The organism is Halochromatium glycolicum (genome assembly GCF_016584085.1).
Lineage (GTDB): Bacteria > Pseudomonadota > Gammaproteobacteria > Chromatiales > Chromatiaceae > Lamprobacter > Lamprobacter glycolicus.
In genome coordinates, this window is the sequence record NZ_NRSJ01000005.1 from 42,237 (window position 1) to 57,198 (window position 14,962).

The 14,962-nt window shown below is 63.9% G+C and carries 15 protein-coding genes; 4 read left to right on the forward strand and 11 right to left on the reverse strand.

Features of this window, described 5'->3' with window-relative positions; genetic code table 11:
• Positions 1–66: 66 nt before the first annotated feature.
• The 4 genes from CKO40_RS04335 to uvrC all read right to left on the reverse strand — a co-directional run bounded on the left by CKO40_RS04335 (position 67) and on the right by uvrC (position 7,153).
• The gene (locus tag CKO40_RS04335; protein ID WP_200344970.1) at positions 67–1,230 is read right to left on the reverse strand and encodes a phosphoglycerate dehydrogenase; all 1,164 of its coding nucleotides are present in this window, start codon (positions 1,228–1,230) and stop codon (positions 67–69) included.
• Positions 1,231–1,235: 5 nt separating this feature from the next.
• Positions 1,236–2,315, reverse strand: coding sequence for a 3-phosphoserine/phosphohydroxythreonine transaminase (serC, locus tag CKO40_RS04340; protein ID WP_200344971.1), 1,080 nt, complete (start codon positions 2,313–2,315; stop codon positions 1,236–1,238).
• Positions 2,316–2,396: 81 nt separating this feature from the next.
• On the reverse strand, positions 2,397–4,997 hold the full coding sequence (gyrA, locus tag CKO40_RS04345) for a DNA gyrase subunit A (RefSeq protein ID WP_200344972.1): 2,601 nt from the start codon (positions 4,995–4,997) through the stop codon (positions 2,397–2,399).
• A gap of 335 nt (positions 4,998–5,332) precedes the next feature.
• The gene (uvrC, locus tag CKO40_RS04350; RefSeq protein ID WP_200345088.1) at positions 5,333–7,153 is read right to left on the reverse strand and encodes an excinuclease ABC subunit UvrC; all 1,821 of its coding nucleotides are present in this window, start codon (positions 7,151–7,153) and stop codon (positions 5,333–5,335) included.
• A gap of 210 nt (positions 7,154–7,363) precedes the next feature.
• Between uvrC and CKO40_RS04355 the strand changes: the two genes are divergently transcribed.
• The 4 genes from CKO40_RS04355 (at position 7,364) to CKO40_RS04370 (ending at position 10,444) form a co-directional block, all read left to right on the forward strand.
• Entirely contained in the window at positions 7,364–8,575 is a 1,212-nt protein-coding gene (locus CKO40_RS04355; RefSeq protein WP_242476820.1) for an alkaline phosphatase family protein, read from the forward strand.
• Positions 8,557–9,081 (forward strand): MOSC domain-containing protein, encoded by a 525-nt coding sequence (locus tag CKO40_RS04360; protein ID WP_200344973.1) that lies wholly within the window; start codon positions 8,557–8,559, stop codon positions 9,079–9,081. The genes CKO40_RS04355 and CKO40_RS04360 overlap by 19 nt, the downstream gene beginning before the upstream one ends.
• Positions 9,082–9,304: 223 nt before the next feature.
• Positions 9,305–10,120 (forward strand): undecaprenyl-diphosphate phosphatase, encoded by an 816-nt coding sequence (locus tag CKO40_RS04365; RefSeq protein WP_200344974.1) that lies wholly within the window; start codon positions 9,305–9,307, stop codon positions 10,118–10,120.
• Positions 10,121–10,177: 57 nt separating this feature from the next.
• A complete protein-coding gene (locus CKO40_RS04370; RefSeq protein ID WP_200344975.1) occupies positions 10,178–10,444 on the forward strand; it encodes a hypothetical protein in 267 nt (88 codons plus the stop codon).
• A 109-nt stretch (positions 10,445–10,553) separates the two neighbouring features.
• Here CKO40_RS04370 and pufA (CKO40_RS04375) read toward each other — a convergent pair whose 3' ends face one another.
• The 7 genes from pufA (CKO40_RS04375) to pufL form a co-directional block, all read right to left on the reverse strand.
• Positions 10,554–10,733: a light-harvesting antenna LH1, alpha subunit gene (pufA, locus tag CKO40_RS04375; RefSeq protein WP_200344976.1), complete on the reverse strand. Its 180-nt coding sequence runs from the start codon at positions 10,731–10,733 to the stop codon at positions 10,554–10,556.
• 87 nt (positions 10,734–10,820) lie between these two features.
• Positions 10,821–10,964 carry a light-harvesting antenna LH1, beta subunit gene (gene pufB, locus CKO40_RS04380; protein ID WP_200344977.1) on the reverse strand — a complete coding sequence of 48 codons (144 nt, stop codon included), beginning with the start codon at positions 10,962–10,964 and terminating at the stop codon, positions 10,821–10,823.
• 174 nt (positions 10,965–11,138) lie between these two features.
• Entirely contained in the window at positions 11,139–11,330 is a 192-nt protein-coding gene (gene pufA, locus CKO40_RS04385) for a light-harvesting antenna LH1, alpha subunit (protein WP_200344978.1), read from the reverse strand.
• Between the two features lie 94 nt (positions 11,331–11,424).
• Positions 11,425–11,568, reverse strand: a complete 144-nt coding sequence (gene pufB / locus CKO40_RS04390) for a light-harvesting antenna LH1, beta subunit (protein ID WP_200344979.1) — start codon at positions 11,566–11,568, stop codon at positions 11,425–11,427.
• 87 nt (positions 11,569–11,655) lie between these two features.
• Positions 11,656–13,101, reverse strand: a complete 1,446-nt coding sequence (pufC, locus tag CKO40_RS04395) for a photosynthetic reaction center cytochrome PufC (RefSeq protein WP_200344980.1) — start codon at positions 13,099–13,101, stop codon at positions 11,656–11,658.
• The gene (gene pufM, locus CKO40_RS04400) at positions 13,098–14,081 is read right to left on the reverse strand and encodes a photosynthetic reaction center subunit M (protein WP_200344981.1); all 984 of its coding nucleotides are present in this window, start codon (positions 14,079–14,081) and stop codon (positions 13,098–13,100) included. Before pufM ends, pufC begins: the two co-directional genes overlap by 4 nt.
• Before the next feature lie 12 nt (positions 14,082–14,093).
• Positions 14,094–14,918, reverse strand: a complete 825-nt coding sequence (pufL, locus tag CKO40_RS04405; protein ID WP_200344982.1) for a photosynthetic reaction center subunit L — start codon at positions 14,916–14,918, stop codon at positions 14,094–14,096.
• Positions 14,919–14,962: the final 44 nt, after the last annotated feature.

Genomic DNA, 14,962 nt, shown 5'->3' on the forward strand with positions numbered 1-14,962 from the left:
ATAGAACCCTGCGTCCGACGCACTCGGAACAAATCGCGCCGATCCACGCCGAACGCGCCTACTGCGCTACAGGCAGCGCACCGAGAGCACACCGTCGATCTCGCTGATCCGGCGCACCGTCTCGTCCGGGCAGGGCTTATCGATGTCGATCAGCGTCATCGCGAGATCACTGCGCGAGCGGTTGAGCATATCGATGATGTTGAGCCCGTCTTCGGCCAGATCGGTCGAGATCTGCCCGACCATGTTGGGCACGTTGCGATTGACCACGGCCATCCGATAGCCGCCGTTGCGCGGCAGCACGATCTCCGGGAAATTGACCGAGTTGGTCACATTCCCGTCCTCGAGGTAGGCACGGACCTGATCGGCGACCATCACCGCGCAGTTCTCTTCGGCCTCACGGGTCGAGGCACCAAGATGCGGCAGGGTGACGACCCGGGGATGGGCCTTCAGCAGGTTGCTCGGGAAGTCGCAGACATAGGCGTACAGCTTGCCGGCATCGAGCGCGGTCACCGCCGCATCGTCGTCGATGATCCCGTTGCGCGAGAAGTTGAGCAGGACCGCCCCGTCGCGCATCTCCTGGATGCGCTCGGCATTGATCATGTGCCGGGTCTTGTCAGTGAGCGGCACGTGGAAGCTGATGAAGTCCGAGCGCGAGACGAGATCGTCGATCGAGAGCGCCGCCTCGACATCGGCCTCGAGCTTCCAGGCACTGCGCACCGTGATGCTCGGGTCATAGCCGATGACCTTCATCCCCAGCGCGCGCGCCGCGTTGGCGACCAGCACGCCGATGGCACCGAGGCCGATCACACCGAGGGTCCGCCCGGGCAGCTCGAAGCCGACGAAATCCTTCTTACCCGCTTCGACCGCCTTGCCGATCGCGGCATCATCGCCCTCGAGCGTGCGCGCGAACTGCCAGCCCTGCGCGATGTTACGCGCGGCGAGCAGCATCCCGGCGAGCACCAGTTCCTTGACCGCGTTCGCATTGGCCCCGGGCGCATTGAACACCGCGATCCCCCGGTCTGTCATCGCCTCGACCGGGATGTTGTTGACCCCGGCCCCGGCGCGGCCGACCGCCTTGAGGCTGTCCGGCACCGGCCGTTCGTGCATCTTCGCCGAGCGCACCAGGATGGCATCCGGATGCGTGATCTCGGAGGCGATCTCGTAGCCTTCGCGCGGCAGCCGGTTGAGCCCGGCCACCGAGATATTGTTCAGCGTCTGGATCTTGAACATCCGGCTCACCCCTTGGTCCGCTCGAACTCGGCCATGAATGCGATCAATGCATCGACGCCTTCTTCGGGCATCGCATTGTAGATGCTCGCGCGCATGCCGCCGACCGATCGATGACCCTTCAGCGTCAAGAACCCGGCATCCTTGGCGCCGGCGAGGAACTCGGCGTCGAGCTCAGGATTGGCCAGTGTGAACGGTACGTTCATCCAGGAGCGCGCGGCCGGCTCGACCGGATTGGCGTAGAAGCCCGACCCATCGATGGCCGCATAGAGCTTCTCGGCCTTGCGCTGGTTGATTCGGCCCATCGCCTCCAGACCGCCGAGGTCCTTGAGCCACTGGAAGACGAGTCCGGCCAGATACCAGCTGTAGGTCGGCGGCGTGTTGTACATCGAGCCGGCGTCGGCATGGGTCTTGTAGTCCAGCATCGCTGGCACGCCGTCCGGCGCCTCACCGATCAGCTCCTCGCGCAGGATCACGAGCGCGAGGCCGGCCGGACCGATGTTCTTCTGGGCGCCGGCATAGATCAGCCCGAAGCGCGCGACATCGAGCGGCCGCGACAGCAGGGTCGAGGACATGTCCGCAACGAGCGGGGCCGACGACTCGGGGATGTAGGGGAACTCAACGCCTTGGATGGTCTCGTTCGGGGTGTAGTGCAGATAGGCCGCATCGGCCGAGAGGCTCAGCTCGGTCTGCGCCGGCGCGCGGGTGAAGTTGCCGTCCTCGGTGCTGGCGGCGAGATTGACGTCGCAGAATTTGCGCGCCTCGCTGATCGCCTTCTTCGACCAGCTGCCGGTATTCAGGTAATCGGCCCGGTTGCGACCGCGCAGCAGGTTCATCGGCACCATCGCGAACTGCAGCGAGGCGCCGCCCTGCAGGAACAGGACGCGGTAGCCGTCCGGGATCGCGAGTAGATCGCGCAGATCCTGCTCGGCCTGCTCCGCGATGGCCATGAACTCCTTGCCGCGGTGGCTCATCTCGGCGACGCACATGCCGCTGCCGTGCCAGTCGAGCATCTCTTCCTGCGCGCGCTGCAGGACGGGCTCTGGGAGCATCGCCGGACCGGCGCTGAAATTATAGGGTCGAGACATCAGTCGTACCTTTGTCTGGATTCATGATCGGGCGCGCCGGCGCAGACCTGCGCACGAGGGTTACAGAATAGCCCGCCCGCTTCAATCGGCGCCGTCGTCTTCAGCCGCCGAGTCATCGGCACCGGCATCGGTGTCGGTATCCTCGTCGTCCCCATTGAGCGCGATGATGCGTTCAATGCCGGCGAGCTTTTGCCCCTCGCCGAGGTTGATCAGCTTCACACCCCAGGTGTTGCGGCTCATCACCGAGATATCGTCGACGCCGGTTCTCACCAGCGTGCCGGCCTCGGTGATCAGCATGATCTCATCGCCGGGGCGCACGAGCACCGCACCGACCTGCTCGGCGTTGCGCTCGCCAATGCGCATCGAGATCACACCCTTGGTGCCACGGCCCTTGGTTGGGAACTCCTCGATCGGGGTGCGCTTGCCGGACCCATTGGCACCGACCGTCAGCACGGTGCCGGGCTCGGCCACCAGCAGCGAGATGACCCGCTGCCCGTCCTCCAGCGAGATGCCGCGCACGCCGTGCGCATTGCGGCCCATCGAGCGCACCTCGGACTCGTTGAAGCGCACCGCCTTGCCGGCCGAGCTGAACAGCATCATGTCCTGACGGCCATCGGTGACCGCCACGCCGATCAGGTACTCCTCATCATGGAGGTCGATCGCGATCAGGCCACGCGCGAGGGGTCGCGAGAAATCCGACAGCGGCGTCTTCTTGACCGTCCCCTTGCTGGTCGCCATGAAGACGTAGCTGCCCTCCTCGTACTCGGGCACCGGCAGGGTCGCGTTGATCCGCTCGTCCTTCTCGAGCGGCAGCAGATTGACGATCGGTCGCCCGCGCGCGCCGTAGCCAGCCTGCGGCAGCTCGTAGACCTTGAGCCAGTAGACCTTACCGTGGCTCGAGAAGCAGAGCACGGTGTCGTGCGAGTTGGCGACGAAGAGCCGGTCGATGAAGTCCTCGTCCTTCATGCTGGTGGCGCTGCGGCCCTTGCCGCCGCGGCGCTGCGCCTGGTACTCGGCGAGCGGCTGCGCCTTGACATAGCCGGCATGGGAGAGGGTCACAACCACATCCTCCGGCGCGATCAGATCGAGCAGCGAGATGTCGGCCTGATCCTGGACGATCTCGGTGCGGCGCGCATCGGCATACTGATCGCGGATCGCGATCAGCTCTTCGCGGATCACCTGCATCAGCCGATCCGGATCGCGTAGGATGGCGAGCAGCTCGGCGATCTTCTCGAGGATCGCCTCGTACTCCTTGATGATCTTGTCCTGCTCGAGCCCGGTCAGGCGCTGCAGCTGCAGATCGAGGATCGCGCGCGCCTGACGCTCGCTCAGCCGGTAGCGGCCATCGTCGCCGAGCCCATCGCCGCGCTCGAGGTCGTCGGGCCGGGTCTCGGCCGCGCCGGCGCGCTCGAGCATCCCAGCCACCGCGCCGGCCGCCCAGTCGCGCGCCATCAGTCCCTCACGCGCATCGGCCGGGCTCGCCGAGGCCTTGATCAACGCGATCACCTCATCGATATTGGCGAGCGCGACCGTATAGCCCTCGAGCAGATGGGCGCGCTCGCGCGCCTTGCGCAGCTCGTAGATGGTGCGTCGGGTGACGACATCGCGGCGGTGGCGCAGGAAGTACTCGAGCAGCTGCTTCAGGTTCAGCGTGCGCGGCTGGCCATCGACCAGCGCGACCATGTTGATCCCGAACACGGTCTGCAGCTGCGTGTGCTGATACAGGTTGTTCAGCACGACATCCGGGTAGTGGTCGCGCTTGACCTCGATCACGACCCGCATGCCTTCCTTGTCGGACTCGTCGCGCAGCTCGGCGATGCCCTCGAGCCGCTTCTCGCGCACCAGCTGCGCCATCTTCTCGAGCATCCGCGCCTTGTTGACCTGGTACGGCAGCTCGGTGACCACGATCGCCTCGCGGCCACTGCGCTTCTCGGTCTCGGTATGGGTGCGGGCGCGCAGCTGGATGCGCCCGCGGCCGGTGCGATAGGCCTCGCGGATGCCGCGTACACCGTTGATGATAGCCGCGGTCGGGAAGTCCGGCCCGGGCACCAGCTCCATCAGCCGCTCGAGCTCGACCAGCGGGTCGTCGATGATCGCGACACAGGCGTCGATCACCTCGCCAAGATTGTGCGGTGGGATGTTGGTCGCCATGCCGACCGCGATGCCGGCGGCGCCGTTGACCAGCAGATTCGGGAAGCGCGCCGGCAGGACCGTCGGCTCCTGCTCCGATTCGTCGTAGTTGGCGATGAAGTCGACCGTCTCCTTGTCCAGATCATCGAGCAGCGAGTGCGCGATGCGCGCCATGCGCACCTCGGTGTAGCGCATCGCCGCCGGCGAGTCGCCATCGACCGAGCCGAAGTTGCCTTGGCCGTCGACCAGCATGTAGCGCATCGAGAACGTCTGCGCCATCCGAACGATGGTGTCGTAGACCGCGGTGTCGCCGTGCGGGTGATACTTACCGATCACATCACCGACGACGCGCGCCGACTTCTTGTACGGCTTGTTCCAGTCGTTGCCGAGCTCGCTCATCGCGTAGAGCACGCGCCGGTGCACGGGCTTGAGGCCATCGCGGACGTCGGGCAGCGCGCGCCCGACGATGACGCTCATCGCATAGTCGAGATACGACTGACGCATCTCGTCTTCGAGATTGACCGGCAGGATCTCTTTGGCGAAGTCGGCCATCGTGTTGTTCAGTGCTTCCTTAAAGAGTGAGGTGTGGATGGGAGACGGCGCGAGGGCCGCTGAGCGCATCGGGCGAAACAGCGTCAACGCTAACGCAAGGCAAAAGACGGTGTCGAAGAAGACTCGGCGTGGTGACCGCCAAAAGCCCTTTATGATACACCGACATCGCCTTGCAATGGTGCAGTCGCGCCGCCTGCGCTCGTGTAAGCAGCGCCGAGCGCGACCGGAGCATGTCCGGTTGCAACAACGGGGCGTCTGCGAGGCTGTCCGGCCTGAGTCCGACCGGAGTCCGACCGGAGTCCGGCCTGAGTCCGACCTGAGCCTAGCCGCACCGGCTACGCGCGATCGCTCTGTCGATGCAGGGCCTCGTGGATCTGGCGCGCCAGGGTGCGGCTGATCCCCTCGACCCGGGCAATATCCTCGGGTGCCGCGCGGGTGAGACCCTGAAGCCCACCGAACGCCCGAAGCAGATTCTGCCGCCGCTTCGGACCGACACCCGGGATCCCTTCGAGCACCGAGGTCTTGCGGGCCTTATCGCGGCGCTGGCGATGGCCGGTGATCGCGAACCGATGCGCCTCGTCACGGATCTGCTGGACCAGATGCAGGGCCGGCGAGTCCGCACCGGCAAGGATCGGCTGCCCGCCGTCGGGCCACAGCTGCTCGGCGCCAGGCTTGCGGTCTGGCCCCTTCGAAACGCCAACCAGCTTGACCCCATCGATACCGAGCTCATCGAGCACCGTCGTGACCGCACCAACCTGCCCCTTGCCGCCGTCGATCAACAGCAGGTCCGGCAACGGGATCTCGCCCGACTGCACCCGCCGGTAGCGCCGCTGCAACGCCTGTTCGAGCGCCGCATAGTCATCGCCCGGCTCGATACCCTCGATGTTGAAGCGGCGATAGTCGGACTTGCGAGGCCCCTCGTCATCGAACACGACGCAGGAGGCAACAGTGCGCTCACCCCGCGTGTGACTGATGTCGAAGCACTCCATCCGGCGCGGCAGGTCCTCGAGCGCGAGCAGATCGCGCAGCGCCTCGAGCCGGCGCGCATAGCCTGCCCGACTACCGAGCCGGCTCTTGAGCGCCAGGGCGGCGTTGTTCACCGCCATCTCGACCCAGCGCGTCCGCTCGCCACGCAAGCGATGCTTCAGCGCAACACGGCGGCCGGCACGCTCGCTCAGCGCAGCGGTCAGGAAGTCGGCCTCGTCCGGCTCGGCATTCATCAGGACCTCGGGCGGCACATCCTTATCGCTATAGAACTGCGCCAAGAAACCACTGAGGATGCTCGCCGGATCGGCATCGGCCGGGACTTGCGGAAAGAACGCCTTGTTGCCGAGATTACGGCCGGAGCGGATGAAGAAGACCTGAACGCAGACGGTACCGGCCTCCTCGACCAGCGCGATGATGTCGACATCACCGCCCTCAGCGGTGACGTACTGGCGCTGCTGGATACGCTGCAGGGTCGCGATCTGATCGCGCAACACCGCGGCGCGCTCGAACTCGAGCTCGGCCGCAGCCTGCTCCATCCGGTCGCCGAGCTCGGCGATGACCTCGTCGGTACGGCCCTCGAGAAATTTGATGCTGTGCTCGACATCGACCGCATAGTCTTCGGACCGAATCAGCCCGACGCAAGGTCCGGTACAGCGCTTGATCTGGTACTGCAGGCATGGGCGCGTGCGGGTCCGGTAGAAGCTATCCCGACACTGACGCACCGGGAACAACTTCTGCAGGAGCTGCAAGGTCTCGCGGACCGCCCAGGCACTCGGATAGGGACCGAAGTAGCGCCCCTCCCCGGCGCGCGAGCCGCGGTAGAAGGACAGGCGCGGAAAGGCGTCCTGCGTGCTCAGATAGACGTACGGATAGCTCTTGTCATCGCGCAGCACGACGTTGAACCGAGGCCGATGGGTCTTGATCAGGTCGCTCTCGAGCAGTAGCGCCTCGCCCTCGGTTCGGGTCAGGGTCACCTGGATATCGGCGATCTGCGAGACCATCACCTGTAGCCGCCGGTTGAGCGCACGCCCGAAGTAGCTCGCGACCCGACGCTTCAGGTTCTTCGCCTTCCCGACGTAGAGCACCGTTCCGGCCTCGTCGAGCATCCGGTAGACACCCGGCTCGGCGGGGATCTGTGACAAGGCGGCGCGGTAATCGAAGCTCGGCATACAACACTCGGAAGGATCGTCTTGAGGGTCCAGAGACGCCTGAGTATAGCGACGCGCCTGAGGACAGCCGAAGGGATAGACCCTGCCCTGATCGGTCGCGTAGACCATTCGCCGCCTCGACCTGAATGGCCGCCGCAGCCCTCGATGAAGGGCCGGAATCGCAGCGACCGGCGTCCCACGACTTGAGAATGGCGCCCATTGCCGGCAAGAATGGCGCCTCGCACCCGCCATTACAGCTCGCTGCAGCGCATGCGCTACCCCGACTATCAAGGCGGCAGCATCGTCAACCTGATGGCCTCGCTGCTGACGGCCCGCGGTCGTCGCGGACAATTCGGGCCCATGCCCTACCCGGAGGCGCGGCTGCTGCCGGCTGCCGAGCTCGGGCGTGCCCGCCACATCGTGCTGCTGGTGATCGACGGACTCGGCGACGCCTGGCTCCAGCGTCAATCGCCGACGGGACCGTTAGCGAGCCACCGACTCGGCGCACTGAGCTCGGTATTCCCGCCGACCACAGCGACAGCGATCACCACCTACCTGACCGGCGACGCGCCCCAACAGCATGGGATGACCGGCTGGTATATGTGGCTTCAAGAGCTGGGCTCGATACTCGCGGTGCTACCCGGGACACCACGGCATGGCGGCAGCGGCTACCAAGACGCCGGAATCGATCCGGCACAACTGTTCGGGCATCAGCCGCTCTCAGAGCGGCTCGAGACCGAATCCGTCGTGATCTCACCGAAGCAGATCGCGCGCTCGCCCTACAATCTCGCCCACCTGGGGCAGGCGACATTGCATGTCTACAAGAACCTCGCAGGGATGTTCCGGCAGATCGCAACGGCCGTGAAACGCGCGCGCAGCCCGTCATTCATCTATGCGTATTGGTCGGAGCTGGACGCAGTTGGGCATCAACGCGGGATCGAAAGCCCGCAGGCGCTGACCCATCTCGAGCAGATCGAGGCCCAGCTCAGCATCCTGTTCGAACGGCTCGCCGGCACCGATACGCTGCTACTGGTGAGCGCTGATCATGGCCAGTTGGATTCCCGACCAGAGGCGCTCATCGAGCTCAGCAAGCTGCCGGAGCTCGTCGACTGCCTGCGCATCCCGCTCTGTGGCGAGCCGCGGGCCGCCTATTGCTACCTGCGTCCGAATCAGGCGCGCCGGTTCGAGCAGCTCTGCATCAAGCATCTCGAGCCCCACTTCAGCCTCCACCCGAGCGCGGAGCTGGTCGAGGCGGGTCTGTTCGGGCTCGGCAAGGCCCATCCGCGTCTGCACGAGCGCATCGGCGACTACACCCTGATCGCCCGTGACGATGGCGTGATCCATCAACAGCTGGCGCATCAAAAGGCGTTCGAACAGATCGGGGTCCATGGCGGCCTGAGCCCGGCCGAGCTGATGGTGCCGCTGTGTGGGTTCGAGCTGTGATCAGCCTGCGGCGGCTCCGCGCTCTATTCAGCCAGAGCCGGCCGCCGCAGCTGGTCGGCATCTACGTCGCCGAGCACGCGGGCGCCAGGATGCAAGGACTCGAAGCGGCCGAGGCGCTCGTCGGTCGCGGGCTCGTCGGGGACCGTTATGCCACCGACGCCGGCCACTGGCGCGCGACCGACCGCTGCGAGATCACCCTGATCTCGGCCGAGGATCTGCTCCGATCGGAACGACGCACCGGCCTGAAGCTGCAACAAGGGGCGCATCGGCGTAATCTCGTCGTCGCCGGGCTCCGCCAGTCCGAGCTTCGCGGCGCTCGGCTGCGAATCGGCGAGGTCGAACTCGGTTGGCACCGGATCCGGCCGCCCTGTGGCTACCTCGACCAAATCGCCGGCCGCGGTATGGCCAACGCCCTCGGTCGCCACGCTGGGCATTGCTTCCGTGTTGTCGCAAGCGGGCGGCTACAGCTCGGTGACCGGGTGGAGCTGTGGCGGCCTGAGGGTTGACCATCCTGGCGGCGCGCCACCGCAGAGGATGACAGGATCGCGGCCATGGTTACGGATTAATGGTCACGGCGGGGCGCAACCCGGGACAATCGAGCCCGCCTGATACAGGGTGCGCGGCTCGACGGCGTTGTCGCGATCGCCGAAGAGACAATCGGAGAATCAGGCCAACGCGCTATACTCGCGCCCCATCGCATCACGGTCTGGCTCCCAAGGAAGCCGCAGAATGGAGCTCATCCAGATAATCCTGCTTGCTTGCGTCCAAGGGCTCACGGAGTTCCTTCCGATCTCGAGCTCCGCGCACCTCATCGTGACGCCGCTTCTATTCGGCTACGCACTGCAGAGCCTGGCCTTCGACGTCGCCGTGCACGTCGGTACGCTCGCCGCGGTCATGCTTTACTTTCGTCAAGAACTGGTGCGGATGACGATTGCCGCGCTGCTCTCGCTGCGCGATCGCTCCTTGGCCGACCCCGACGCCCGCCTCGCCTGGATGGTCATCGTCGCGACCGCGCCGATCCTGGCGCTGGGGCTGCCGCTGAAAACGTTACTTGAGTTACTGCGTCAGGACGACGACCTCGTCGGCCTGGTGATCGTCGGCACGACAATCGGTTTCGGGCTGCTGTTATGGCTAGCGGACCGCTTGGGTCGCCGACATCGGGATGAATACGGCATAGGTTGGGGCAGCGCTCTGGTCATCGGCCTGTTTCAGACCGTTGCGATCATCCCGGGCACCTCACGCTCGGGGATCACGATGACCGCGGGGCTCTTTCTTGGCCTCACGCGCCAGGCAGCCTCGCGCTTCTCGTTCTTGTTGTCGATTCCGACGATCCTGATAGCTGGCCTTCTCGAGACCAAGGAGCTTATCGACTCACCAACGCCGGTCGCCTGGGATGAGCTCTGGCTCGGGGCGCTGCTCTCATTCGTCGTCGCCTATCTGACCATCCATTTCTTCCTGCGCTTTATCGAACGCGTCAGCATGTTTCCCTTCGTGGTCTACCGCCTGCTGCTCGGCGGCTTGATACTGTGGGTGGTCTTGCAGTGAGCAGGAGTCGCCCTTACGCCTGATCGGCAACGGGGCTGGATCAGACCTCTCTCGTCTATGGCGGAGCTCTTTGCGACTGGCCGCATCGTCGACCTCATCCTGGCCCTGGTGCTGATCGAGGCGCTGGGCATCGCCCTCGTGCATCGGTTTGCTCGCCGCGGCCCGTCATTGGCCGAGTTGGCACCCAACCTCTTGGCAGGATTCCTGCTGCTCCTCAGTGTTCGGGCCGCCATCTCAGAGGTCCACTGGACCCTGATCGCGCTACCACTCACTGCCGCCCTGCTCGCGCATCTGGCCGATCTCATCGGGCGCTGGGGAAAATAGAGCCTCAACAAAAAAGCAGCCGTTCGGCTGCCTTTTTGCTTCGGCGCCAAGTCACCCGTGTTGCGCGGGTGACTTGGCGCATCCATCCGCAGACGGACGGCCTCAAACGCTAAACGAGGCCGATCTGCTGGGAAACCAGCTGCGCGACCGGCGGAATGCCATCGCCGAGCCAGTTGAAGTCCGCACTGCTGAGCAGGATGAAATGGATCAGCAGACCCAGGATGAACAGGAAGATGAAGATTGCCACCAGGGTGCGGCGTGGATCGAAGATCTGCCAGAGCTTATGCATGTGAAATTCCTCTGCGTTAGTCGCTAAGACTCGGAGCACCGTCGTGTGGAGGTGCTCGCAAAGTCAGGTTCGCAAGCGCGTCAGCCCTTACAGCCAGGGGCGCCAGAGCCACGCCAGCACGTGAGCGAAAATGACGACACCAAAGAAGGCGGTCATGCTGGACGTGAAGATGCCGTGGAACTCCTGGGCCTCTTCTTCGGTCAGTCCGGTCAGGCTTTTCGGGTCAGCCATGGATGTAACCTCCGGTTTTCAGAAAGGGCCTCTCGGCCATCGACCGCGTATTCCCCCGCGGCGGGGTTGCCCTCTTGGGCTTGCCGCACCGAGCGCCAAGCCCGATGCAACCGCGCACCATTAGACGGTGCTTCGGCAACAGTCACGAAACGGTTGCCATCTCTAGCCAATGCTTCAGTTCATTGTCCGGGCTGCCGGCATTGCCGACATGTTCGAGGTCGGGGCCTCGACAGACGCACCACCAATCCAGTTGAAGTCCGGTGACGCCAACAGGATGAAGTGGATCAACAGTGCCAGCACAAACAAGAAGCTGAACAGCGCCATCAGGGTCCGGCGCGGATCAAATAGCTGCCAAATACGATGCATGAGGTCTCTCCTCTAGAAAGGTTGGGTGAGGCGAGCAGCAAACTGCTCGAGGTCCATCACCCTTCGCATCAGGGTCCTGAGGAACCCCTGTCGCCTACAGCCAGGGGCGCCAGAGCCACGCCAGCACGTGTGCGAAAATGACTACGCCGAAGAAGGCGGTCATGCTAGACGTGAAGATGCCGTGGAACTCTTGGGCTTCTTCTTCGGTTAGGCCCGTCAGGCTCTTGTTATCAGCCATGGAAATCACCTCTGTCGTTTTCAGGTTTGACCTTTCGGTCATCGGTTCCGCCCATCCGGACGGGGTGATCCCTCACCCTGGATAGTCCTACCGAGATTGTGGTGCCGGTGGATACTGCAGCGGGGCCGGCGGGTAACGCATCATCGATGGCGGTGGATACTGCAGACGCGGCGGATACTGCTGCGGCTGCTCCGCTGCCGGTTTTGCCTCGGCCTCAGCCGCCTCAGCGCTGGCGTCAGCGGTGGCTGGCTCGGCAGCTTCCTCCGCGGCGGCTTCCGGTGCCGGCGCAGGCTCTTCGGCCTTCACCTGCTCATCGGCGGCCGCAGGCTCTTCAGCTGGCGCTGCTTCAGGGGCCGGCTCCGGCTCGGCTGCCTTGGCCTGCTCATCGGCAGCAGCCGCTTCATCCGCCGTAGCCTCAGGCGCTGGCGCTTCCGGCATCTCAGCCTTGGCCTGCGCTGGAGGGGCTTCTTCTGCGTCGGCTACCGCGTCGGCTTCCGCGGCCTTCTTGGCTGCCAGACCGCCTTCCGGGATCGGCCCTTGCAGTGAAGGATAGTCCTTCACCATCGGCGCACCATAGAGCGGCTTGTAAGCACCCTGGTGGCAGGTCGTGCAGTACACCTTGTACACATCGCCCAACGGACCCTTACGTGACTCCGGCAAGATCTCGGTCAGCGGAACGACCCAATCGTTGTTCAGTTCCCTGACATGGCGGATTGCGTACCAGGCCGTTGTCCGTTGCGGGGTGCTCTGATCCCAAGAGTAGAACGACCGCGAGTTATGGCAGTAGGTGCAGTTGACGCCAAGCGCGTCGGAGATATGCATCATTAGGCCATAGGTCCATTCCGCCTGCTTGATCGACCGACGGTTCCCTTGCGGCAGCACCGTGTCGCCAATGACCCGAATGTCGTTGCTTTCCAACAGGAATGGCGTGAACGGATCATAGGGCAGCGACGCGTAGGCAACCGTTGCAGAGGCAATATTCTGACCAGTCGGCGCCAATGCAGTGGGCTGACCCGGACCCGGATCGGTCGTCCAGACATACTCCGGCACCGGATTGCCACGGTGGCAGGTGTAGCAGGTGATGCCCGTATCGGCGACGTGGTCCTTCCAGTTCGCGTTGGTATCCTGGGTCATCTGCAACATCTTGCGCGAGGCGATCTTGGTGTAGATCCCATCGTCCTCGAAGCCACCGTCACTGACGTGACAGTAGTAGCAGCCTTCTTCCGGTGAGACCCAGTTGGTCAGCGCAACCATCAGCCGGTTGAACTCGTTGACCGTGAGGTCGCCCAACACCTGAACATTCTTATAGGTGTCTTTCGCGAGCGGGCCTCCCTCTGCGGCGGCCGGAATCGGTTCCGGTGGCACATTGGCCTCGAGCGATTCCTCCAGCAGACGCGGGTTGTAGTTGGTCTGCATCTGCAGCCCGCGGTAGCCGTTCTGGATGCTCTCAGGCGGTGGTGCCTCGCAGCCGCTCAGGATCGCAGTCGCGCCGATTGCTGCAAGAATGACCGTATTGCGGTTAAGGGTCTTCATTGCGACACCCCCTGCAGCAGATTCGGGTCCTGAATGGTCAGTTCTGATGGATAAGGCGCGACAATTCCGTGCTTGATACCCCAGAGATACCAGTTCTCGACAACGGTACCGGTCAGCAGGATGCCAAGACCAGCGGTAATGACCGTCAGCACTGCAAACCACCAGGCCCAGCGATGGATCGATTCCATGGTCGCATTGAAGCCCATGGTCCAGCGCCAGAACAGCATCGCCCGCTCGGCCGCGGTACCGCGGCTGGTGATCTGATCGATCTCACGGTCGCCGCCGTAGCGGGAGACGCCGAGGATCGTGCCACCATGCATCGCGAACAGGACTGCCGAGCCGTACAGGAAGGCAATCGAAAGCGCATGGAACGGGTTGTAGTAGAAGTTGCCGTACCGGATCGAGATCGCCGCGGTCCAGTCAAGGTGCGGGAAGATACCGAACGGAACCGCCTCACCCCAGCTGCCCATCAGAATCGGCCGAATGAAGCCGAGCGTCAGGTAGAAGAAAATCGCCGCGGCGAAGGCCCAAGCAACATGGGTCCCGGTGCCGAGCGCAATGGCACGTTGATAGGTCCTAACCCACCAGAGGATGATCGATGCGGTCAGGAAGAATCCGGCCATCAGCCACCAGCCACCATCACCCAGCGGTGGGAAGCTCAGCCCATAAGACGGCGGTGGGGGCTCGAGCGCCAGCCAGAAGAAGTTCTTGATGAACGCAATCGGGCTCCAATCGACGGATGCCAGCATATTGAAGCCGATGATCTCGATGGCGATGAAGCCAAAGAACAGCGACGCGACGCCGGCGAAACCGAGGTAGATCGGACCGATCTGTGCGTCACCGATCTTTCCGAGCCAATAGGAGAACCAGGGGAAGACCGGCTTGCCCAGGCGTGGCAGGTTGCCTTCTGGAAGCTCGACACCTGGGTAGCCTGGTTCGCGGACCTGAACCCGCGTAAAGATGTTTTGATACTCAGCCATGTTGGTGTCCTCTTATGACCAGAACGGCAATTCGAGCCACCAGTTCCACCACTCTGGCCAGCCACGCGTCCAGAACGGACCGCTCAGCACGATGCAGACCGCACTCCAGAAGGCGGCGTTGATCGCGAGGAACAGACCCAGACGGTGGATACCGAGAGCACCGATGGAATACCCGATAAAGTCACGGAAGAAGGTGTTCTCGTGCTCACCCGTCTTCACCGGCTCACCCTTTTGCGGGTTCGTCATCGACAGGATCAGCGAACCGTGCAACGCAAGCGCCAGCGCATTGGTGAAGAAGAACGTGATCGCTAGCATGTGCGCCGGGTTGTAATGGAAATGCAGGTACTGGTAGCCCACGTTCGACACCCAGTCCAAGTGACTGAAGATGCCGTATGGGAAACCATGACCCCATCCGCCCATCAGAATCGGCCGGATCACGACCAAGGTGACATAGGCGAGGATCGCAAAGCCGAAGGCGAACGGAACATGGAGGCCCATTCCCAGCTTGCGCGCGATCTCAACCTGCCGTAATGCCCAGGAGACAAAGGCACCGATTGCACAGATGGTAATGAACTGCCACAGCCCGCCTTCGGTCAGCGGTGCCATATTGAGCCCATAGCTCAAGTCCGGCGGGGCGATATTGATCGCCCATGGGTCCCAGGTTGGGCCCATGGCCGCGCCCCAGATGATCAACAGGGTACCAAGCGTGGCGAAGAAGATTGTCGAGACTCCGAAGAAGCCGACGTAGAACGGCCCCACCCAAAAGTCGAACAGATCCCCCCCGAGCAAGGTACCGCCGCGTACGCGGTATTTTCTCTCGAAACTCAGCATGGCCATTGAAGATTTCCTCTGCTGGGGAGGCACGCGCAGAAGCGCCCTCC

What these genes read in the sequence shown, in the direction of transcription:
- pufM (WP_200344981.1), bottom strand. Translation starts at nt 14,081, where the DNA reads ATGGCTGAGTATCAAAACATCTTTACGCGGGTTCAGGTCCGCGAACCA.
- serC (WP_200344971.1), bottom strand. Translation starts at nt 2,315, where the DNA reads ATGTCTCGACCCTATAATTTCAGCGCCGGTCCGGCGATGCTCCCAGAG.
- CKO40_RS04370 (WP_200344975.1), top strand. Translation starts at nt 10,178, where the DNA reads ATGGCGGAGCTCTTTGCGACTGGCCGCATCGTCGACCTCATCCTGGCC.
- uvrC (WP_200345088.1), bottom strand. Translation starts at nt 7,153, where the DNA reads ATGCCGAGCTTCGATTACCGCGCCGCCTTGTCACAGATCCCCGCCGAG.
- pufB (WP_200344977.1), bottom strand. Translation starts at nt 10,964, where the DNA reads ATGGCTGACCCGAAAAGCCTGACCGGACTGACCGAAGAAGAGGCCCAG.
- CKO40_RS04355 (WP_242476820.1), top strand. Translation starts at nt 7,364, where the DNA reads ATGGCGCCTCGCACCCGCCATTACAGCTCGCTGCAGCGCATGCGCTAC.
- CKO40_RS04365 (WP_200344974.1), top strand. Translation starts at nt 9,305, where the DNA reads ATGGAGCTCATCCAGATAATCCTGCTTGCTTGCGTCCAAGGGCTCACG.
- pufA (WP_200344976.1), bottom strand. Translation starts at nt 10,733, where the DNA reads ATGCATAAGCTCTGGCAGATCTTCGATCCACGCCGCACCCTGGTGGCA.
- pufA (WP_200344978.1), bottom strand. Translation starts at nt 11,330, where the DNA reads ATGCATCGTATTTGGCAGCTATTTGATCCGCGCCGGACCCTGATGGCG.
- pufB (WP_200344979.1), bottom strand. Translation starts at nt 11,568, where the DNA reads ATGGCTGATAACAAGAGCCTGACGGGCCTAACCGAAGAAGAAGCCCAA.
- CKO40_RS04335 (WP_200344970.1), bottom strand. Translation starts at nt 1,230, where the DNA reads ATGTTCAAGATCCAGACGCTGAACAATATCTCGGTGGCCGGGCTCAAC.
- gyrA (WP_200344972.1), bottom strand. Translation starts at nt 4,997, where the DNA reads ATGGCCGACTTCGCCAAAGAGATCCTGCCGGTCAATCTCGAAGACGAG.
- pufL (WP_200344982.1), bottom strand. Translation starts at nt 14,918, where the DNA reads ATGGCCATGCTGAGTTTCGAGAGAAAATACCGCGTACGCGGCGGTACC.
- pufC (WP_200344980.1), bottom strand. Translation starts at nt 13,101, where the DNA reads ATGAAGACCCTTAACCGCAATACGGTCATTCTTGCAGCAATCGGCGCG.